Here is a 20,664-nt window from a genome sequence, read left to right as displayed (position 1 = left end):
GCGGGGAGCGGACGATCGCCTGAGCGGCTGGGAGCGGACGATCGCCTGAGCGGCGGGGAGCGGCAGTAGAGCGCCGAGGGGGGTGCCAGCACCACCCTCGGGGGCGTGGCCGCCCACTTGTGGCCGCGACGGCCGCTGTGGCCTGATGTCCCGATGCGCGCAGTGGGGCTGGTGGCCCTGTCGCGGACGCGCCGGCTCTGGGTCGGCTTGATCCTGCTCGGCCTGCTCGCCGGCGTCGTCGGCGGGCTGGCCTCCGCGGCGGTGGCGGGGGAGCGGCGGTCCGCGTCCGCGCCCGAGCGCCTGGCGCAGTCGACGCTCGCGCCCGACGCGACGATCCGGTTCCTCGACCCGACCGTCGCTCCCGAGGTCGCCGCCGAGCTCGCGCAGGATCCCGACGTGATCGCCCGGCAGCCGATCGCCTCGAGCATCGGGCGGACGGCGGCGACGAAGGACTGGTACTACCCGATCTCGGAGCCGGCGCCGGACGAGGCGATCAACCGCCGGATCGTCGACGAGGGCCGGCTGCCGGCGCCCGACTCGCTGGACGAGGTCGCGATCAGCCGGGCAACGGCCGACAGCAACGACCTGCACGTCGGGTCGTCGTTCGCCCTCGACCTCTACACGAACGACCAGATGCGCACGATCGGCCTCGACACCGAGGCCCAGCCCGGCGGGTCGCAGATCGAGCTGCGCGTCGTCGGGATCCTGCGTGACACGTTCGACATCGCGTCGAGGGCGGTCGACCGCCAGATGCTGGCCTCACCGGCGTTCTACGCACGGATCTCGGCGGACCCGGAGTGCGGCGGCTGCGACAACGCCTTCCGGGGCATCGCGATCCGCACTGTCGACGGCGACGCCGGTGTCGACCGGGTCGAGGCGCGCCTGCGGGACGCGGTGCCGAGCTCCGAGCGGTTCGAGATCCGCCGCCTCCAGGAGTCGCTGGACGACGCCCGGCCCTCCCAGGACGTGACCTCGCTCGGGACCTGGATCCTCGCGGCGGTGGTCCTGCTGGTGGGCGGCGTGGTCGTGGGCCAGGTGGCGCGGCGCCAGATCTCGGCACGCGGCGGCGAGGACGCCACGCTGCGCGGGCTCGGGTTCACCTCCGGCGACCGGGTGCGGGCCGCCACCTACCCCGTCGGGCTCAGCGCGGTGGTGACGCTGCTCGCGACACCGCTCGTGGCGGCGGCCGTCTCGCCAGCCTTCCCGATCGGTCGCGCCCGCATGATCGAGCCGGCGCCGGGACTCGACGTGGACCTGCTCGTGCTCGTGCCCGGTGCGGTGCTGTCGGCGCTCGCACTGCTGGGCCTCGTCGCGGCCGTCGCCGCCGTCGAGCTCCGCGCGCCCGGTGAGCTCCGCCCGTTCCGCCCGCCGTGGTTCCGGTCGGTGCTGGCGCCGAGCAGGCCGTCGGTCGAGATCGGCGTGCGCCTGGCGACCGACCCCGAGCGCCGTCGACGCGGCCGCTCGGCCCGGGCGGCGATGGTCGGGGCCTCGATCGGCGTCGTCGGGCTGGTGGCCTCGCTCGTGTTCCTGCGGAGCCTGGACCACCTGGTGGCGACGCCGGCTGCCTACGGCATCAACTCCGACCTGAGCATCGAGGTCCCCGAGGACGCCGTCCAGCAGCGCACCACGGAGCTCGCGAACGACCCCGACCTCGACGCCGTGGTGGCCGAGTGGTCGACCCCTTCGATCCGGGTGGACGGCGTGTCGGTCGGCACGGTGGCGCTCGCGCCGGCCAAGGGCAGCACGCGGGTAACGATCCTCGAGGGCCGCGAGGTCGCGGGCCCCGACGAGGTGGTGCTCGTCCCGGGGCTGGCCCGTGAGCTGGACCTGGACGTCGGCGACGACGTCGAGCTGACGGGGACCTCGGACCGGCGCATCGACGCCACGGTCGTTGGCCTCGGGCTCGATCCCCAGGTCCTCAGCTCGTCGCCGGGTCGCACCGCGATCGTCCAGGAGGACACGCTGCGGGACCTGATCGCCGTGGACCCCGGACGGGATCCGTACCCGATCATCACAGTCCGCTACGCCCCGGGTGTCGACCACTCAGCCAAGGCGGCCGCCCTCGACGAGCGCTACCCGTACGGCGTCATGGACGAGAGCTTCCCGACGCCGCCCGGCTCCCTGGTGGTGCTCGACGACGTGCGCACCGTCCCGGTCGTGTTCCTCTGGTTCTTCGGCGGGCTGGCCGTGGTGGCGATCGGCAACGGCGTGGTCGCCACCGGACGGCGGGCCCGTCACGAGCTCGGCATCGTGCGCAGCCTCGGGTTCACCTCGGGGCAGGTGCGCTCGGCGCTGGTGATCACCGCCGTCACGCTGGCCGCAGTGGCGGTGGGGGTGGGCGTGCCGCTGGGCGCGCTCGCCGGTGCCGCGCTGTGGATCCGGGTGGCCGGGCTCGTGGACGTCGTGCCGTCGGTGCGCGTCCCGCTGCTGGCGGTCCTCGCCTGCCTCCCCCTGCTGGTGGGGATGGCGGCGGCCCTGGCGCTCTGGCCGGCGCGGTGGATCAACCAGCGCCGACCGGCGACGGTCCTGCGCGTCGAGTGACGACCGCGCCGCTCAGCCGTGCTGCCAGGGCGGCGCACCCACCTCGATGCGCTCCATCGGCGAGCCGGTCGGCCCGAACCGGTCGGCGCCCGCCGTCCAGTCGGACCAGGCGCGGTCGATCGCAGCCCGGTCGCGGCCGACGAAGTTCCACCACATGTGCACCGGGTCGGGGAACGGCGAGCCGCCGAGCAGCATGAGCGTCGTCGGTCCGGTCGCGGCCAGCGCCAGCTCGTCACGGCCCGGGTCGACGAGCGCGACCTCGCCCGGCACCAGCCGCCGGCCGTCGTGTCCGCCGACCGAGGCCTCGCCCTCGAGCACGATCAGCGCGTGCTCGTGGTCGGTCCGCAGCGGGACCGTCGACGTGCCCGGTCGCAGCCGGAGCTCCGCGCCGTGGTGGTCGGTGTCGGCCCGGGCGCTCGACCGGGCGCCGAGCAGCTCACCGACGAGGACCGTCGCCTCGCCGTGGTCGAGCTCGGTGCGGGGCAGCTCGTCGTGGTGCTCGAAGTCGGAGCCGCCGTCGCGGGTGGCCTCGGGCTGGGCGACCCACAGCTGGATGCCGTGGACCGTGGCGCCGCTCGGCGTCCGCGACTCCTCGGCGTGGGCGATGCCGTGGCCGGCGGTCATGAGGTTGAGCTGACCCGGTCGGACCGACTGCTCGGAACCGAGGCTGTCGCGGTGGAGCAGCTCACCGGCGAGCAGCCACGTCACGGTCTGCAGGCCGATGTGCGGGTGCGGTCCGATCCCGCCCGGGCCCGACGAGCCGCTGCCGTCGTCGACGGTGTCGGGCCCGATGTGGTCCGCGAAGCACCACGCGCCGATGGTGCGGCGGCGACGCCGGGGCAGGGCCCGGCGCACGGTGGCCGCGCCGACCCGGGCCTCGCGGCTCGGCTCCACGGTGATGGGCGCCGGTCCACCCGCTCCGGTCCGGCCTGCGGTCCGATCCACGCCCCGAGTCTGCCCCGGTCGTGGTCGGGTGACCGGGCGGCGACCGGCCGCCCGTGTGGTCTGATGGCCGGATGCGCTTCGCCGAGGTCGCCGCCACGTCCGCGGCGGCGGCGGCCACCGGCGCCCGCAACGCGAAGCGGGACGCCCTGGCCGAGCTCCTCCGCCGTGCCGATCCCGCGGAGGTGCCCGCCGTCGTCGGGTTCCTGACGGGCCAGCTCCGCCAGGACGCGTGGGGGTGGGCTGGAGGACGCTGCAGGCGGCGGCCGACGGGGTCCCCGACCCGGCCACGGCACCGACGCTCGAGGTGCTCGACGTCGACCGCGCCTTCTCGGAGCTCGCCGTGCTGCAGGGTCCCGGGTCGACGCTCGAGCGCCGGCGCCTGGTCGGCGAGCTGGTGGGCCGGGCGACGGCACCCGAGCGGGACCTGCTGTTCGGCCTCATCGGCGGCGAGCTCCGGCAGGGCGCGCTGGCCGGCGTCATGGTGGACGCGGTCGCCGTGGCGGCGGAGGTGCCGGCGACCGCGGTGCGCCGGGCGAGCATGCTCGGCGGCCGGCTCGACGAGGTCGCGGTCGCCGCCCTGATGGGCGGCCGGGAGGCGCTGGCGGCCGTCCACCTCGAGGTGGGCCGGCCGCTGCAGCCGATGCTGGCCTCGACCGCGGCGTCGGTTGGCGAGGCGGTGGCGGAGCTGGGCGATGCATCGGTCGAGTGGAAGCTCGACGGCATCCGCGTCCAGGCGCACAAGGCCGGTGACGACGTGCGCGTCTGGAGCCGGAACCTCAACGACATCACCGACCAGGTGCCGGGCGTGGTCGCCGCCGTCGCGGCCCTGCCCGCCGGTCGGGCGGTCCTCGACGGCGAGGCGCTGGTGATCGGCGCGGACGGCCGCCCGGCGGCGTTCCAGGACACGGCCAGCGGCCGGGCCGTCGAGGCCCCCGATCCGACCGGGCCGGCGATCCGCGGGCTGCGCCCCTTCTTCTTCGACCTCCTCCACCTCGACGGCCGCGACCTGGTCGACGAGCCGCTCGCGGTGCGGCGGCTCGAGCTGGAGCGCGTGGCCGGGGAGCATGCCGTCCCCGCCGTCGCCACGACCGACGGCGCCGCGGCCGAGGCGGCGCTGGCCGACGCGCTCGCCGCCGGTCACGAGGGCGTCGTCGTGAAGTCGTCGCTCTCGCCGTACGAGGCCGGTCGGCGCGGCAAGGCGTGGCGGAAGGTCAAGCCGGTCCACACCCTCGACCTCGTCGTGCTCGCGGTGGAGTGGGGCCACGGTCGGCGTGCCGGCCTCCTGTCGAACCTCCACCTCGGCGCCCGGCGCGCCGAGGACGGCGAGGGCGGCGACGGCGGCGAGGGCTCGCCGTTCGTGATGGTGGGCAAGACCTTCAAGGGCATGACCGACGAGCTGCTCCGGTGGCAGACCGAGCACTTCACCGCCCTGGCCGTGGACGACGACGTGGCGCGCCAGGCCTCCGACGACCCCGACCTGGGCCCGGGCGTGCTGGCCGTGCAGCCCGTGCAGGTGGTCGAGATCGCGGTCGACGGGATCCAGCGGTCGACCCGCTACGCCGGCGGCATCGCCCTCCGCTTCGCTAGGGTCGTGCGCTACCGCGACGACAAGGACGCCGACCAGGCCGACACCGTGGCCGCGGTCCGGGCGCTCGGCGGCAGCTGACCGTGTGCTCCGATGCGGGGATGACCGACACCGACGACGGCGCGACGGGCGGAAGGGCGGCGACGGGGCGACGCCCGCTCCCGGACGGGTTCCTGATCGGCGCCTCGACCAGCCCGCACCAGATCGAGGGCGGCAACGTCGCCAGCGACTGGTGGCGGCTCGAGCACCGTCCCGGCTCACCGCTGCCGGAGCCGAGCGGCGACGCGGCCGACAGCTACCACCGCTGGCGGGAGGACCTCGAGATCCTCGCCGAGCTCGGGCTCGACGCCTACCGGTTCGGGATCGAGTGGGCGCGGATCGAGCCGGCCGACGGCGAGATCTCGCGAGCCCAGGTCGCGCACTACGGGCGGATCGTCGCGGCGTGCCGGGACCTGGGGATCGAACCGGTGGTGACGCTCCACCACTTCACGAACCCGGCGTGGTTCTCCCGCGGCGGGGGCTGGACCCAGGACGGCGCGACCGAGCGCTTCCTCCGCTACGTCGAGGCCGTCCTTCCGGTCCTGGCCGACGGCGACGTGCGGTGGGTCGTCACGATCAACGAACCGAACATGGTGTCGGTCATGGCCACGGCCGCCCGCCTCATGTCGGGCGGCACGGACCTCGACGACCTCCTCGGCGACGGTCCGGCCGGCCCGCTGCCGCCGCCCGACCCGGCGACGCGCGACGCCCTCGTGGCCGCCCACCACGCCGCGGTCGACGTCCTGACCGGCGCCCTGCCCGACGCGCTCGTGGGTTGGTCGGTGGCCGAGCACGCCGTGCAGTCGGTGCCCGGCGGCGAGGACGCGGCGGCGGCCTACCGAGAGGCGCACGAGGAGTCGTTCCTGCGACCGGCCCGCGGCGACGGCTTCGTCGGCGTGCAGTCCTACACGCGCAACGTCTTCGGCCCGGAGGGCGTGGTCCGGGAGGACCCCGAGGAGGAGCGGACGCAGATGGGGTGGGAGCACTACCCGGCCGCGCTGGGCGAGGCGGTCGAGTACGCCGCCTCGGTGGTCGGCGACGTGCCGGTGCTGGTCACCGAGAACGGCATCGCCACCGCCGACGACGAGCGGCGGATCTCCTACACCGCCGCCGCGCTCGACGGGCTCCTCGACGTCACGGCGCCCCGCCGGGGTGCGGCGGGCGTCGACGTCCGCGGCTACCTGCACTGGAGCCTGCTCGACAACTACGAGTGGGGATCCTTCCGGCCGACGTTCGGGCTCGTCGGATGGGACCCGGTGACCTTCGACCGCACGCCCAAGCGGTCGGCGCGCTGGTTGGGCGAGGTGGCCAGGACCCGCGGCGTGCCCGGGCCCTGAGCGCCTACGGTCGGGCCGCCGGTCAGCCGGGTGGACCGGCGGCCGCCGAGGGGGCGGCCGAGCAACGGGGGTGCGGCACATGAGCGATCCGACGTCCACGGCCGGCGCACCGGTCAAGGCGCAGGCCTGGATCACGAGGGAGCTGGGCGATCCGACCGAGGTGCTCGAGCGCGGGGTCGTCGAGGTCCCTGCACCGGGCCCGAACGAGGCCCGGATCGCCGTCGAGGCGTTCTGCCTGAACTTCAACGACATCGACGTGATCCGGGGCCGCTACCTGACCCTGCCGCTCGAGGCGCCGTTCGTGCCGGGCATGGAGTCGGTCGGCGTGGTCGAGGCGGCCGGGCCGGGCGCGGAGCACCTGCTGGGCCTCCGCGTGGTCGGCATCCCCGTGATGGCGCACGGCGGCTACGCGGAGCACGCCGTGATCGACGCCGCGACCGCGCTCGTCATCCCGTCGTGGATGTCGAGCGTGGACGGCGCGGCCATGCACTACCCGTTCCACCTGGGCTGGTTCGCGCTGCACGAGCGAGGGCGGCTCCAGCCGGGCGAGACGGTGCTCGTCCACGCCGCCGCCGGCGGCACCGGCTCGGGGGCGCTGCAGATCGCCAAGGCGCTCGGCGCCACCGTGATCGCGGTGGCCGGTGGACCGGAGAAGGTGGCGTTCTGCCGGGAGCTCGGCGCCGACCACGTGATCGACCACCGCAGCACGGACCTCTTCGAGGCCGTCGAGGACATCACGGGCGGGCGCGGCGTCGACGTCGCGTTCGACACGGTCGGCGGCGCCACCACCGTCGCGACCTTCCGCTGCATGGGCTTCGGGGGCCGGCACCTGGTCGTGGGCTTCAGCGAGGACATCCAGCTCGAGGACGGCGCCTACCTCACACCGCGCCCGATCGCCTACGGGAACTTCGACCTCTGCGGGGTCTGCCTCGTCTACGTCAACGACCCGATGGGGACCCGCCGGCTGCTCGGCTTCAACTGGCCGTCGAGGGCCGAGGGCCAGGCCGCCCACGCCCGTCTGCTCGAGATGCTGCGTACCGGCGCCCTCCGCACGGTGGTCACCCGGGAGCTGGCCTTCGACGACATCCCCGACGGGCTGGGCGCCATGGAGCGGCGGGAGACCACGGGCCGTCTCGTCGTGCGCTTGTAGCCGGTCGGCGCCGCGATCCGGGCGCCGACCGGCTCAGGCGGCCCGGTTCTGGCGGGCGGCCACCCACCGGAGGAGGGGATCGCCGGTGGCGGCCTCCTCGAGGCGGCACGCGTACGTCAGCTTCACGACGTGGGGGTCGCCCGACGCGATCGCGAGCCGTCCGAGCTCGCCCCAGTCCGGGACGCTCGTGGCGCGCCGGCGGTCGAGCTCGTCGGCCGGGGGCGGCGTCGAGGGGCCGAACCGGTCGGTGAAGCCGATGAGGGCCTGGACCGTGCGCAGCCCGAGCTCGCGCCGGTCGTCGTCGTCGAGGTACGGCGCCACCGCCCGGACCGCCCGCGTCCCCGTGACGAAGTGCAGCGTCCCGAAGTCGTGGGGGTCGTCGTGCACCGACGCGACCCAGGCCGCCACCTGGTCGAGCAGGTCGTCGTCGGCCCGCAGGTCGTGGAGCGCGTCGCGGTCCCCCGCCGCGACGCGCGCCATGACCTCCGCGACGTCGAGGTCGCCGTCGCCGTCCGGGCCCGGGGCCGGGGGCGTGGCGTCGGCTCCCCAGTTGAGGAGCGCGTTGGCGATCTGACCCGGGTGGTCGGCGTCGAGGGCGAGGTCGAGCCGGATGACCGCGTGGAAGAACTGCGCGCCCGGGTGGCCGATCAGGTGCGGGAGCCACTCGCGCACGATCGCGGTGGCGCCGTGACGGGCGACCTCGTCCGACAGCGGCACCAGCTCGGGAGGGCGATCGCGCCCGATCAGGAAGTCGCCGCTCGTCCAGTCCACGAACAGCGCGTCCAGCTCGTCGGGGTCGGCCCCCAGCCGGGCCGCCGCGGTGAGGCCCATGGCGAGGTGGGAGATGAACCCGCCGCGGGCGTGCGGCGACCGGTCGAGCTCGCGGTCGAGCAGCCGGTCGAGGGTCTGGGCGCTGGTGGTGGAGGTGGTCGTCGTGGTCATGCCCCGACCGTAGGAGTTCAAGTTCGCTTGAGGTCAAGGGCGACGTGCGGGGAAGGCGGTCCGGGCCCACCGCCCGCCGCACACCGGCCGGTCGGCGGTTGACTGGGGTCATGAGCACGGCCCGGCTGTTCCTCGCCGTCTGGCCCCCCGACGATGTCGTCGAGGAGCTGATGACGCTCCGCCGGAAGGACCAGCGGGGCGTGCGCTTCGTCCCACCGGATCGGTGGCACATCACCCTGCGCTTCTTCGGCGAGGCCCGGGTCGACGAGGTCGAGGCGGCGATGGACGACGTCGAGCTGCCCTCGGCGACCGCCCGCCTCGGCCCCGCGGTGGACGTGATCGGCGAGCGGGCGCTGGTCGTGCCGGTCGGCGGGCTCGAGGAGCTGGCGGCCCGCGTCACCGCCGCGACCCGGTCGATCGGGGAGCCGCCGCCCCGGCGGCCGTTCCACGGCCACCTGACGATCGCGAGGGTCAAGCGGGACGCACGGATGCCGCCGGCGCTGGGGGCCATGGTCGACGGTCGGTTCCGGGTGGACGAGGTCGCGCTCGTCCGCAGCCGGCTGGACCCCGACGGCGCGCGGTACGACACCGTCGCCGCGTGGGCGCTCCCGAGCTGACGATCCGGCGCGCCCCGCTCCCGGTGATCAGGCGACGGCGAGCGTCGCGAGCAGCACCGCGGTCCCGGCGAGGAACGCGGGGACCGCGACGGGGACGACGGTCGCGAGGTAGCGGCGGAGGTCGAGCGCGACGCCCTCGCCGCGGAGCACCCGCCACCAGAGGATCGTCGCCAACGTGCCCCATGGCAGCAGCAACGAGCCCGCGTTCACCCCCCACAGCCAGCCCCAGGATCCGTCGCCCATCGAGGTGACCGACCCGAACCCGACGACGGTCGCCGGGAGGTTGTTCAGGAGGTTCGCCAGCCCGGCCGCGGTGCCCGCCGAGACCGCTACGGGGCCGGTGCCGTCGCCCGCCATCCACGAACCGGGCGAGACGCCGAGCGCGGCCACGAGCGCGACGAGCGCGCCGACCGCGGCCGCCGTGCCGAGGGGCACGTCGCGCCACGGCAACCAACGAAGGTGCACGACGAGCGCGGCGTCGACGACGAGCAGGACCGTCCACGGCTCGATCCCGATCGCCGCACCGAGCACGAACCCGACGACGGTCGCGACGACCGCCGCACCCCCGACGGTGAGCGCGGACCGCTCCACCGCGGGCGCCGACGGCGGTCGCGACCGACCGTCGCCGTCCGCCGTCGCGCCGACCGGCACCGGTCTCGAACCGGCGAGCACCAGCGCCCGCGGGGCCCGGGCCCGGAAGACGATCCACCCGACGAGCACGGCGGACAGGCTCGCCGGTCCGAGGTGGACGAGCACGTCGGTCGTGCTCAACCCCGTCCGGCCCTGGGCGATCAGCGTCGTCAGGTTCGACACGGGAAGGAACGACGACGCCAGCCCCGACAGCAGCAGCGGCACGGCGGCGACGATCACGGGGTCGTGGTCGCTGCGCCGCGCCAGCCGGACGGCGATGGGCGTGAGGAGGACGATCGTCGTGTCGAGGTTCAGCAGGGCGGTGACCGCGGCGGCGACCGCCCAGAGCAGCCCCGTGCGGACGGCGGCGCGCCGCGCCGCCAGCCAGGCGACCGCGGCGTCGAAGGTGCCGAGCCGGTCGAGAAGTGCGGCGTAGGGGACGCCGAGGCAGAGGAACGCGAGGGCCGGCGCGGTGTCGAGGAGGTCCTGGCCGACGTGTCCCACGGCCCGCCATCTTCCCCTCCGGCCGGCCCGACGCCACGATTGGGGGCGTGGAGGTGGACCCGATCGCGCGCAACCGCGACGTGTGGGCGCAGGTGAACGCGCAGTTCACCGACGTCGACGCCGAGCGGCGCTGGAACGCCACGGACCTGACCTGGGGGCTGTTCCGGCTGCCCGAGTCGGGGCTCGGGCTGCTGGGCGGCGGCGACCTCGCCCGGCTCGACGTCGTGGAGCTGGGCGCCGGGACGGCCTACGTGTCGGCGTGGCTGGCCCGCCAGGGGGCCCGGCCCGTGGCGGTGGACCTGAGCCCGGCCCAGCTCGCGACCGCGGCCCGGTGCCAGGCCCGGTGGGGGCCGAGGTTCCCGCTCGTCGAGGCCGACGGCGAGCGCGTGCCGCTGCGGGACGGCTGCGCGGACCTCGTGCTCAGCGAGTACGGCGCCGGACCGTGGTGCGATCCGGAGCGCTGGATCCCCGAGGCGGCCCGGCTCCTCCGCCCCGGTGGCCGGCTCGTCCTGCTGACCAACAGCCCGCTGGCCGCGATGTGCGTGCCCGAGGACGCGGGACCGGCCGGTGACCGCCTGCTCAGGGGCCGGGCCGACGTGCGGCGCGTGACGTGGCCCGGCGGCGGAGTCGAGCACCACCCCGCCCACGGCGACTGGATCCGGATCCTCGGCGCGGCGGGGTTCGTCGTGGACGCACTCCACGAGCTGGCACCGCCCGAGGGCTCCGGGGATCCCGACTGGTACGAGATCGTGACCGCGGACTGGGCCGGGCGGTGGCCGGCCGAGGACGTCTGGGTTGCGCACCTCGGGTGACGGGCCAGGGCGTGAGGGGGGCCGGGGCGCCGCCGACCCCGCGCCCGTCGCCCTGCCCGCTGCGACATCCGTCGCCGTCCGCGCCGCGCCGGCGGCCGCGCGCGCCGAAGATGGGGGTCCACGACGGGAGGTGCCCACCGATGGGACTGCTGCGACACCACGACGACCGACCGGTCCGTCGCTTCGAGATGCGCGAGGAGCTGATCGCGATCGGCGACGACTCCTGGATCACCGACGAGTCGGGCCAGAAGGCCTTCCACGTCGACGGCAAGGCGATGCGGGTCCGCGACACGTGGATCCTGCAGGACGCGACCGGCGCCGAGGTGGCCGAGATCAAGGAGCGGAAGCTGACGCTCCGGGACAAGATGCACCTCGAGGTCCGCGGGCGCAGCGCGACCGTGACCAAGCGGATCATCGGGCTGCGCGACCACTTCAAGATCGAGCTCGACGGGCAGGCCGACCTCTCCGCGCACGGCAACGTCGTCGACCACGAGTACGAGATCGAGCAGGACGGCACGAAGGTCGCCGAGGTCTCCAAGCGCTGGTTCCGCGTCCGGGAGTCGTACGGGGTCGAGGTGTTCGGCGAGACCGACCCGGCGCTCGTCCTGGCGATCGCCGTGGCCATCGACGGGATGACCCGCGACCGCTGACCGCCGACCCGGGTCGGTGCCGTCGCCTACCGTCAGGTCTGGCGGGGTCCACCCGCCGGAGCGAGGGGGTGCGGTGGTCGATCCCGATCCGGTGACCTGCGAGCGGCTGCGGGCCCTGGCGGCCGACTACGCCGCCGCGGTGGACGGCCGTGACGCCGACGCGCTCCGGCAGCTGTTCACCGACGACGCCACGCTGACGGTGCGGGACCTCGTGGTCGGCTCGGAGCGCTCCCGCGACGGCGTCGACGCCATCGCCGGGATCCCGGCCGTGCTCCGCGAGCGCTACCCGGTGACCTTCCACCTGCTCGGCCAGGCCCGCTACCGCATGGTCGACGCCGACACGGCCGAGGGCGAGGTCCTCTGCCAGGCCCACCACCACGTCGGGACGCCGGGCGACGACGCCGTCGACCGGGTGCAGCACGTCCGCTACCTCGACCGCTACCGGGGCGACGAGCACGGCTGGCGCATCTCGGCCCGCACGGTGGAGGTGCGCTTCACCACCGAGGTGCCGGTCCCGGCGCGCACCGACCGACCGACCGACCAGGAGCACGCGACGTGAGCGACCGCCCCGAACCCGTGCCCCGGCTGTCGATGACGCTCGTGACGTTCTCGGCCGAGGACCCGGGCGGCTGGTCCCACGCCCTCGAGCGGGCGCAGCTGCTCGACGAGGTCGGCGTCGACCGCCTCGTGGTGTCGGACCACGTCGCCTTCGGCGAGGACCTCGAGGCCTACGGCCGCCCGGAGCTGGGCGGCACCGCGGGCGGCGTGCAGCCGACCGGGCCCGACGGCCACTGGCTGGAGCCGCTCACCACGCTCGCCGTCGTCGCCGGCCGGACGAGCACGATCCGCCTCGGGACCAACATCCTCATCGCCGCGCTGCGCCGGCCCGCCGTGCTCGCCAAGACCGCCGCGACGCTCGACGTGCTCTCGGGCGGCCGCCTCGACCTCGGCGTCGGGGTCGGCTGGCAGCGCGAGGAGTACGAGGCCGCCGGTCTGGACTTCGGCCGCCGGGGCCGGCTGCTCGACGAGAGCCTGGAGGTGCTGGAGGCGCTGTGGACCCAGCAGCGCGCCCGGCACTCCGGACCCACCCTGACGTTCGACGGCATCCACCAGATGCCCAAGCCCGTGCAGCCCGGGGGCGTGCCCGTCTGGGTCAGCGGCCGCATCGGACCCCGCGTCGTCGAGCGCCTCGGCCGCTTCGGCCACGGGTGGATCCCCTGGGGCGACGACGCCGCCGACCCGATCGCCGCCGCCGGCCGGATGCGAGCGGCGCTCGAGCAGGCCGGCTACGACCCGGCCGGGCTGGAGGTCGTCGGGCGCCTGGCGATCGACGGACCCGACGGCCTCGGCGTCGACGGGGCCATGGCGACGGTCCCCGAGCTGGTCGCGGCGGGGGTGACCGACCTCCGCGCCTCGTTGCGGCTGCCGGCCGACGCCGACGCGGCCCGCGAGCGGCTGGTCGAGGTCGTGGGAGCGTTCCGGGTGGCGACCGGTCGGCCGCCGGTCGCCGCCACGGTGCCGGGGTCGGCCCGATGACGAGCGCGCTGTCCTCCGGCTCTGGGCGCTGGATCGTCGCCGTGACCGTGGCGGGGTCGAGCATGGCGTTCCTCGACTCGACGGTGCTCAGCATCGCCATGCCCGACATCGGCCGGGACCTGGGTGCCGACACCAGCTCGCTCCAGTGGGTCACCACCGGCTACCTGCTGTCGCTCGTCGCGCTGATCCTGGTCGGCGGCGCGCTGGGGGACACCTACGGGCGACGTCGGGTGTTCGAGGTCGGCGTGGTGGTGTTCTGCGCCGCCTCGGTGCTGTGCGCGGTCGCTCCCGACACGGGCCTGCTGATCGCGGCCCGCGTCGTGCAGGGCGGGGGCGCGGCGCTGCTCACGCCGGGCAGCCTCGCGATCATCCAGGCGTCGATCCGCCCCGGGGACCGGGCCCGTGCCATCGGCGCGTGGTCGGGGCTCACGGGCGTCGCCGCCGCGATCGGGCCGCTCGTGGGGGGCGTGCTGATCGCGGCGGTGTCGTGGCGCGCCATCTTCCTCCTGAACCTGCCGATCGGGCTGTTCACGTTCCTCGCCGGTCGCCGGCACGTCCCCGAGACGAGTGACCCCGACGCCGTGCGCGGCGTCGACGTCCTGGGCGCGGCGCTGGCGGCGGTCGGGCTCGCCGGCGTGACGTTCTGGCTGACCGGCGGCGTCGGCGCCGAGGGCCTGGCGACCGCGGCGGGCGTGGCCGGCGTGGTCGCGCTGGCGGCGTTCCTCGTGGTCGAGTCGAGGGTGCCGGCGCCCATGCTGCCGCTCGGGATGTTCCGCTCCCGGCAGTTCAGCGCCGGGAACGCGGTGACGTTCCTCGTCTACGCCGCGGTCGGCGGCTTCTTCTTCCTCTTCGCATCGTTCCTGCAGATCTCGCTCGGCTACTCACCGGTCGAGGCAGGGGCTGCGTCCCTGCCCGAGACGATCCTGATGCTGCTGCTGTCGGCGCGCTCGGGGGCCCTGTCGGAGCGGATCGGGGTTCGCATCCCCCTCACCGTCGGGCCGGTCGTGGTCGGCGTAGGCCTGCTCATGCTCTCCCGGGTCGTCCCGGGCGACCGCTACCTGACGCACATCCTCCCCGGTGTGCTGGTCGTGGCGATCGGGCTCGTGATCCTCGTCGCCCCGATCACCGCGACCGTGCTGGCGGCGGCGGGTGACGAGCACGCCGGGGTCGGATCCGGCATCAACAACGCCGTGGCCCGGATGGGCGGCCTGCTCGCCGTCGCCGTGCTGCCCGGCCTGACCGGTCTGACGGGCGACGACTTCTACGTGCCGTCGGCGATGACCGACGGGTTCCGCCAGTCGATGGTGATCTGCGCCGCCCTGTCAGCAGCGGGTGGCGTCCTGGCCTGGCTGACGATCCGCGACCGCAGGGCGGCGCCGACGCCCGAGCCGGTCGAGGGCTTCTGCTGCCCGGTCGCCGCCCCGCCGCTCCGTCAGGCGACCTCGAAGACGTCGTAGGCGACCGTGCCCGGTCCGAGGGACCCCACGCCGACGGCCTGCACGGAGTTGAGCCACTCGTAGGGCCCCGGCTCGGTCTCGAAGGTGGGCGCCGTGCGGAAGTACATCTCGTCCGGCGCGATCGAGCCGCCGCCGAGGAGCCGCTCCATCCCGTCGTCGGGCAGTCGGATCCGGCCCTCGTAGCGGACGACGACGACCGGGCCGTCGTCGATCTGCAGCACCATGGACACGTCCACGTGCCAGATGCCGGCGGCGTCGATGAGCAGCCAGTCGATGCCGCCCGGCACCACCGAGCCGGACAGGCGATCGCCGGCGAAGCGCCCGCCGGTCACCGCGACCGGGGCCCGGGTCCCCACCGGCGTCATGGCCATGGCCGGCGCTCCGATCGTCGCCTCCAGCCGGAGCAGCGGGACGAGCTTCGGCGGCTCGCCGATCTCCGCCAGGTCGGTCGCGTCCATGGAGCACCTCCGTTCGGGACCGCGTCGCTCGCGGCTGCGCGGAGCCTACGACGCCGGTACTGCGCCACCCCTCGAGTGGGGATGAGATCCCCATGACGCACGCAGTGGGCTCGAGTCGACACGCCGTCGCGGACAAGGCGAGGGACTGGAAGGAGCCGCTGGGCCGCATCGGCCTGGTCGGCCAGGGCGTGGTGGCCATGATCGTCGGGCTGCTCGCCATCCGCATCGCGATGGGCGAGAAGGAGCAGGACCCGTCCGGCGAGGGGGCGGTGGCCTGGTTGGCGCAGCAGCCGTTCGGCAAGTTCCTGCTCGTGGCCCTGACGGTGGCGCTCTTCGCGCTCGCGGCCTGGCGGGTGCTCTGCGCGCTCATGGGCGACCCGGTCCAGGGCAGCGACGCCCAGCACCGCCTCAAGTACGCGGTGCTCGCCGTCATCTACCTCTCGCTCGCGGTCACCACGCTGACCATGACGATCTCGAACTGGACGGGCGAGGGCACCGGCGGGGGCGGCGGCTCGGGGAGCGACCAGAAGTCGAAGGAGGCCGCGTCCACGATGTTCGACCTGCCGGCCGGCCGCTGGCTCGTCGGGCTGCTCGGCGCGGGGATCATCGGGTACGCCGTGTTCAGCTTCTACAAGCAGGTGCTGCAGCGCCACTTCGCGGAGCGCCTCGACGCCGACGAGCACTCGTGGATCGTCCGGCTGGGCATGGTCGGCTACACCGCAAGGGCGCTGGTCATCGCGGTGGTCGGCTGGTTCTTCCTCCAGGCGGCGATCGCCTACCGGCCCGAGAAGGCCGCCGGACCGTCGGGGGCGCTGCTCGAGCTGGCGGGGACGTCGTGGGGGCCGATCCTGCTCTGGGCGATCGCCCTGGGCCTGTTCGTCTACGGCGTGTTCTGCATCGCCGAGTCGAAGGCCCGCACCGCGGCCTGAGCGGCGCCGGGGAGCGGCTGGTGGTCGCCCGTGTCCGGGCGGGCTCGGCGCCCGCTACCAGTAGCCCTGCATGAGCTCGGTCGCCCACGCCGGTTCCCGCACCTCGCCCCGTGGGGCGAACCCGGTGAGGTAGGGCTTCACGTCGAGCACCGGCGTGCCGTCGACGGCGTCGAGCCCCGCGACGACCAGCGCCCCGTCCTCGACCCGGACCAGGTCGCACACGGTGACGCCGATCCGGTTCGGTCGGTCCTTGGCCCGCTGGGCGAGGATCCCGACCCGCGGCCAGTCCTCGCGACCGCGGGGGTGGCGGGCGCCGGTGCACACCGAGCCCGGGTCGACGCGGTCGAAGACGTAGACGACCTCGACGTGCGAGAAGGACTCGAGGCCGTCGGTCGCGTCGGGGTTGACCACGCCGCCGTCGAGCTCGATGCGCGCGGTCACGGACTGCCAGTCGTCGTCCTCGACCACGTCACGCCCTCCACGGACGTGACCGATCGGTCGCACGAGCAGCTCGTCACCCGGTCGGGGATCGGTGTGTTGCAAGGGGGTCCTCCTTCACCGACCCCCGACCGTAGGGCGCTTCCCTCTGCGCTCGTGCGCCGTCCCCGTCACGCGCCGTCGTGTTCGACGCACCTCAGGACGGTGGTGCTCCCGGCCCCGCTCACGATGCGAACGTGTGGTGGAACTCCGGTGCGCTGCCGGTGCAGGAGCAGTTGCCGGCGATCATGTTGAACTGCACGTTGGCCGTGCCCGACGCCGTGGCCGGACCGGCGGTGGCCTGGTAGTCGACGTCGACGTAGATCTGGCCCGTGATCGTCCACGGCCCCGACGCGCTGTTGCTGCACACGCCGGCGGTGAAAGACGAGGCATCGAGCGTCGACGCCACCGAGACGGGCCCGTTGGCGCCCGTGATCGTCGCAGTGGACTCGAACGAGGTCACGTGACCGCGGAACTGGCCGGGCAGGAACTCCTCCGTCTGCGGTCCGAGGATCACCGACATGGTCTCGGTGAAGGTGCCCGGGTACGGACCTGCGGCGTCACCGCTCACCTCGAGCGTGAACGTCGACTCGCCGGCCGGGTTGCAGGTCCCGCTGACGATCGTCGCCATGTCCCACGACGTCAGGTTCTCGCCCGCCAGCGACGTGGTCGGCGGCGGGCCCGGATCCGGCGCGCACGCCGCCAGTGCGATCGCGGCGAACGCCGCTCCCAGCGCGATGCGCGCCACGTTCCGTCGTCTCGTCCCCATGTCATCCCTCCAGCTCGCGTGCCCGGACGCTACGGCACGTTGCTGAACGCTCACTGAACGGTGAGGGAGCGCCGGTGCGGTCCGAGGGCGTCGAGAGCGGTGCGGAGGGCGTCGGGCCCCGGGGGTCGGGGAGCTGCGCCGCCGGCATCGGCGCCGTCCCGCAGCTCGGCCAGGCGGCGACCGTCCCACGTCCGTGCGGCGGGATCCGTCGGCACGCCCAGCGCGGCGACGCGCAGGCACGACGCCTCGTCGACCCGGCCCCACCGCTCGAGCAGCGGTCCGACCTCCTCCAACGCCAGGGCGAACGCCTCCGGGTCGAGCTCGGCCAGCGTGGGGAGGGCGGTGCGGAACCACATCGCCGCCCGGTCGTCGAGACCGGCCCGCGCCGCCAGGACCCCGAGCTCCCGCTGGCACCGGGCGACACCGAGCCGGTCGTTGCGCTGCTCGGCTGCGGCGATCGCCTCGGTCAGGAGCCGGTCCGCCTCGGGGTCGTCGTCGCCGACGGCGAGCTCCGCGACCGTGATGAGCAGCTTGTGCTGGGCGCCGCCGAGCCGTCCTGCCGAGAGGTCCGACACAGCCCCGGTCAGCAGCTCGTGGCGGGCGTCGTCGTCGCCGAGCGCATCGGCGACGAGCGCCGCCCAGAGGACGACGCGCCCGGCCAGGGCCCGATCGCCGACCGCAGCGATCTCGGCGCGGGCGTCGAGCAGGCCGCGGAGCGCGCCGGCCAGGTCGCCCGAGAACCCGATCACCATGGCACCGATGTAGCGGTCGACGGCGTCGTACCAGGGCGCCTCCGGGTCGTCGCCGAGGTGCGTGCGGCGCAGCGACCGGGCGCGGGCGGTGTGCTCGGCCATCTCGTCGAGCTCACCGATCCAACCGGTCCCGATGACGAGCAGGCCCAGGGCGTCGATCGCGCGCCCGTGCTCGCCCGCCGCCTCGAGCACGGGGACGGCGGCCCGCAGCGCGTCGTGGTGTGGCGGGATGCCGGCGTCCTCGGCGCGGGTGGCCTCGGCGAGCGCGCTCGCGAGGATCGCCTCGTCCAACGTCCTGCCGTCGGCGCGCGCTCGGTCGACGAGCGGTCCGAGCGTCCGTCGCGGATCGTCACCGTGGGGCTCCAGGTACCAGTAGCGGTCGAGGGCCGCGACGAGCCGGACCGCGTCGCCGGGCCGGTCGGCGCCGCCGAGCAGCGCGACGACCGCGAGGAGGTTGTCGTACTGGTCGCCGAAGGCCGCGATCGCCCGGGCCTGCGGTCCGATGCGCAGGGCCGTCCGGTGGCGGTCGGCGAAGTCGGTGCACCGGCGGGCGAGCGTCTCGACGTGGCGGTCGGTGGCGGCCGTGTCGACGTCGGCCAGCGCCCGCGCCCGGACCGTGGGCAGCAGCTCCACGTGGCCGCGGTCGCAGCGCACCAGCGACGCGGCGGCGAGCCGGTCGATCCGGCGGAGCAGCGCCGGATCGCGGTCGACGCCGAGCAGGTCGATGCTCGCCGGGGCGGGCAGCAGGGCGAGGGTCTGGAGCTCGTCGATCGCCTCGTCGTCCACGAGGTCGAGCGTGACGTCGAGGCAGGCGGCGAGGGACCGGTGGCGTTCGGGTCGTCCGCGCTCGTCCGACGCGAGCACGTCCATGCGCTCGCCGAGCGCCGTGGCCAGCGAGCGGAGGGGCAGGACCCGGCACTGGGCGGCGGCCAGCTCGATCGCGAGCGGGAGCCCGTCGACCCGCTGCACGATCTCGACCAGCGCCGCGAGCTCGTCCGGATCGTCGGACGGGGCGGCGTCGGGGCCGATCCGCTGGAGCAGCAGCCGGACCGCCGGGGACGCGAGCGGGTCTGCGTCGTCGGCCGCCGGCACGCCGAGGGGCCGCAGCGCGACCGTCACCTCCTCCGGCAGGTCGAGGGGCAGCCGCGAGGTGCACAGCACCCGCACCCCCGGGCCGGCGGCGAGCAGGAGCCGGGCCACGTCGGCCGACTCGTCGAGCCGGGCCTCGCACCCGTCGAGCACGACGAGGATCCGGCGGTCGGCGACGAACGTGCGGACGGCGTCCGATCGCCGCTGCGGGTCGTCGACGCTGACGCCCAGCCGGTCGGCGAGCTCGTCGAGCACCGCCCGGCCGTCGCCCAGCGCGTCGGCGGCCACCACGACGCAGCCGTCGGGGTGCTGGTCGCTGCGGTCGTCGGCGGCGTGGGCGGCGATCGCCGACTTCCCGAGCCCACCGAGGCCGATGACGCTCACGAGCCGGTGCCCGTCCAGCGCGTCGACCAGGCGGACGAGGTCGTCCTCGCGACCGACGAGGTCGGTCGTCGGCGTGGGCGCACGGCGCAGCGTGGCCGCCGGTGCGAGCCGATCCGGTGCCGACGGGGGAGCGCCGCCCGCGAGTGCGGGATCGTGGTCGAGCACAGCGCGGTGGACCCGGACGAGGTCCGGACCCGGCGCGACGCCGAGGTCGTCGGCCAGCCGGCGCCGCACCTCCTCGTAGGTGGCCAGCGCGGCGCGCTGGCGGCCGTCCTGGTAGAGGCCGGTGATCAGCTGCGCCCAGCGCCGCTCACGGAACGGCTCGGCATCCACGCCCCGCCGGGCCGCCGCGGTGGCGTCCCCTGGCAGTCCGGCGATGAGCAGGGCGTCGACGCGTGCGTCCTCGGCACGGAGGCGAAGTTCGTGCAGCCGCGCCCGCTCGGCGGCCATCCACGGCTCGTCGACGAGCGCCGGCCACGCATCGCCGCGCCAGCAGGCGCACGCCTCGTCGAGGTGGCCGATGGCCCGATCCGGGTGGCCGGGCAGGGCGCGCTCGCCGGCGGCGACGAGCGTCGACGCGTGGTCGGCGTCCAGCACGATCGCTCCCGGCTCAAGCTGGTACCCGGAGCCGGTGCGGACGATCGCCCGGGGCGCGTCGCCGCCGTCGCCGCGGGGTTCGAGCAGGCCACGGAGCCGGTGCACGACCACCTGCAGCCCCGATCGGGCGCTCGGTGGCGGGGAGCCGGACCACAGGCGTTCGGCGAGGAGGTCGTCGTCGACGACGCCGCCGTCGGCGATGACGAGCGACGCCAGCAGCCGCAGCAGCTGCGCGGATCGCACCGGGCGCGCGCCCGTGCCGTCGATCACGACCGTCGGGCCCAGCACCCGAACCTCGGTTCCCTCCACGCGGACGAGGGTAACGAAGGACCGACCCGCCACCCAGAGGGGAACTCTGCCCACCCTCCGTCGCCGCTGCCCCCACCCTCTCGTTCTGGCGCCGGTTTCCGTCGCCAGGCGACGAAAACCGCCGCCGAAACGGAGGGGGACGATCAGCGGGCCCG

Annotated in this window: 17 protein-coding genes and 1 pseudogene; 11 read left to right on the top strand and 7 right to left on the bottom strand. The window is 75.1% G+C overall.

Features of this window, described 5'->3' with window-relative positions; all coding sequences use genetic code 11:
- Positions 1-153: 153 nt before the first annotated feature.
- Positions 154-2,541, top strand: coding sequence for an ABC transporter permease (locus tag LH044_RS13340; RefSeq protein ID WP_227756077.1), 2,388 nt, complete (start codon positions 154-156; stop codon positions 2,539-2,541).
- A 12-nt stretch (positions 2,542-2,553) separates the two neighbouring features.
- On the opposite strand, the gene LH044_RS13335 is transcribed toward LH044_RS13340, so the two are convergent.
- Positions 2,554-3,486, bottom strand: coding sequence for a pirin family protein (locus LH044_RS13335; RefSeq protein ID WP_227756076.1), 933 nt, complete (start codon positions 3,484-3,486; stop codon positions 2,554-2,556).
- 71 nt (positions 3,487-3,557) lie between these two features.
- Here LH044_RS13335 and LH044_RS13330 point away from each other — a divergent pair.
- From LH044_RS13330 to LH044_RS13320, 3 genes and pseudogenes are all read left to right on the top strand, one after another.
- Positions 3,558-5,152 (top strand): annotated as a pseudogene (locus LH044_RS13330) (ATP-dependent DNA ligase).
- A gap of 20 nt (positions 5,153-5,172) precedes the next feature.
- Positions 5,173-6,447 carry a family 1 glycosylhydrolase gene (locus LH044_RS13325; RefSeq protein WP_227756074.1) on the top strand — a complete coding sequence of 425 codons (1,275 nt, stop codon included), beginning with the start codon at positions 5,173-5,175 and terminating at the stop codon, positions 6,445-6,447.
- 79 nt (positions 6,448-6,526) lie between these two features.
- On the top strand, positions 6,527-7,597 hold the full coding sequence (locus tag LH044_RS13320) for an NADPH:quinone oxidoreductase family protein (protein WP_227756073.1): 1,071 nt from the start codon (positions 6,527-6,529) through the stop codon (positions 7,595-7,597).
- 33 nt (positions 7,598-7,630) lie between these two features.
- Here LH044_RS13320 and LH044_RS13315 read toward each other — a convergent pair whose 3' ends face one another.
- On the bottom strand, positions 7,631-8,539 hold the full coding sequence (locus tag LH044_RS13315) for a questin oxidase family protein (protein WP_227756072.1): 909 nt from the start codon (positions 8,537-8,539) through the stop codon (positions 7,631-7,633).
- Positions 8,540-8,649: 110 nt separating this feature from the next.
- Between LH044_RS13315 and thpR the strand changes: the two genes are divergently transcribed.
- A complete protein-coding gene (gene thpR / locus LH044_RS13310; protein ID WP_227756071.1) occupies positions 8,650-9,156 on the top strand; it encodes an RNA 2',3'-cyclic phosphodiesterase in 507 nt (168 codons plus the stop codon).
- Between the two features lie 27 nt (positions 9,157-9,183).
- Here the strand turns inward: thpR and LH044_RS13305 are convergent, their stop codons facing one another.
- Positions 9,184-10,290, bottom strand: coding sequence for an SLC13 family permease (locus LH044_RS13305; RefSeq protein WP_227756070.1), 1,107 nt, complete (start codon positions 10,288-10,290; stop codon positions 9,184-9,186).
- A gap of 47 nt (positions 10,291-10,337) precedes the next feature.
- Here LH044_RS13305 and LH044_RS13300 point away from each other — a divergent pair, with 47 nt between their 5' ends.
- The 5 genes from LH044_RS13300 to LH044_RS13280 all read left to right on the top strand — a co-directional run bounded on the left by LH044_RS13300 (position 10,338) and on the right by LH044_RS13280 (position 14,745).
- Complete coding sequence (locus tag LH044_RS13300) at positions 10,338-11,102, top strand: class I SAM-dependent methyltransferase (protein ID WP_227756069.1); 765 nt, start codon at positions 10,338-10,340, stop codon at positions 11,100-11,102.
- Positions 11,103-11,242: 140 nt separating this feature from the next.
- Entirely contained in the window at positions 11,243-11,752 is a 510-nt protein-coding gene (locus tag LH044_RS13295) for an LURP-one-related/scramblase family protein (protein ID WP_227756068.1), read from the top strand.
- Between the two features lie 73 nt (positions 11,753-11,825).
- Positions 11,826-12,311 carry a nuclear transport factor 2 family protein gene (locus LH044_RS13290; RefSeq protein WP_227756067.1) on the top strand — a complete coding sequence of 162 codons (486 nt, stop codon included), beginning with the start codon at positions 11,826-11,828 and terminating at the stop codon, positions 12,309-12,311.
- Positions 12,312-12,343: 32 nt separating this feature from the next.
- Positions 12,344-13,288: a TIGR03619 family F420-dependent LLM class oxidoreductase gene (locus tag LH044_RS13285; RefSeq protein WP_374210624.1), complete on the top strand. Its 945-nt coding sequence runs from the start codon at positions 12,344-12,346 to the stop codon at positions 13,286-13,288.
- Positions 13,285-14,745 carry an MFS transporter gene (locus LH044_RS13280; RefSeq protein ID WP_227756065.1) on the top strand — a complete coding sequence of 487 codons (1,461 nt, stop codon included), beginning with the start codon at positions 13,285-13,287 and terminating at the stop codon, positions 14,743-14,745. Before LH044_RS13285 ends, LH044_RS13280 begins: the two co-directional genes overlap by 4 nt.
- Here LH044_RS13280 and LH044_RS13275 read toward each other — a convergent pair.
- Entirely contained in the window at positions 14,721-15,203 is a 483-nt protein-coding gene (locus LH044_RS13275; RefSeq protein WP_227756064.1) for a DUF3237 domain-containing protein, read from the bottom strand. The two genes, LH044_RS13280 and LH044_RS13275, sit on opposite strands and share 25 nt — an antisense overlap.
- Positions 15,204-15,295: 92 nt before the next feature.
- Between LH044_RS13275 and LH044_RS13270 the strand changes: the two genes are divergently transcribed.
- Positions 15,296-16,132 carry a DUF1206 domain-containing protein gene (locus LH044_RS13270; protein ID WP_227756063.1) on the top strand — a complete coding sequence of 279 codons (837 nt, stop codon included), beginning with the start codon at positions 15,296-15,298 and terminating at the stop codon, positions 16,130-16,132.
- A gap of 54 nt (positions 16,133-16,186) precedes the next feature.
- Here the strand turns inward: LH044_RS13270 and LH044_RS13265 are convergent, their stop codons facing one another.
- The 3 genes from LH044_RS13265 to LH044_RS13255 all read right to left on the bottom strand — a co-directional run bounded on the left by LH044_RS13265 (position 16,187) and on the right by LH044_RS13255 (position 20,509).
- A complete protein-coding gene (locus LH044_RS13265; protein ID WP_227756062.1) occupies positions 16,187-16,675 on the bottom strand; it encodes an SAM-dependent methyltransferase in 489 nt (162 codons plus the stop codon).
- A 118-nt stretch (positions 16,676-16,793) separates the two neighbouring features.
- A complete protein-coding gene (locus LH044_RS13260; protein ID WP_227756061.1) occupies positions 16,794-17,378 on the bottom strand; it encodes a hypothetical protein in 585 nt (194 codons plus the stop codon).
- Between the two features lie 50 nt (positions 17,379-17,428).
- Positions 17,429-20,509: an AfsR/SARP family transcriptional regulator gene (locus tag LH044_RS13255; protein WP_227756060.1), complete on the bottom strand. Its 3,081-nt coding sequence runs from the start codon at positions 20,507-20,509 to the stop codon at positions 17,429-17,431.
- Positions 20,510-20,664: the final 155 nt, after the last annotated feature.

This window comes from Dermatobacter hominis, from assembly GCF_020715685.1.
GTDB classification, from domain to species: Bacteria; Actinomycetota; Acidimicrobiia; order Acidimicrobiales; family Microtrichaceae; genus Dermatobacter; species Dermatobacter hominis.
Note: the sequence above shows the minus strand (reverse complement) of the source record. Positions and strands in the feature narration are given on the sequence as shown.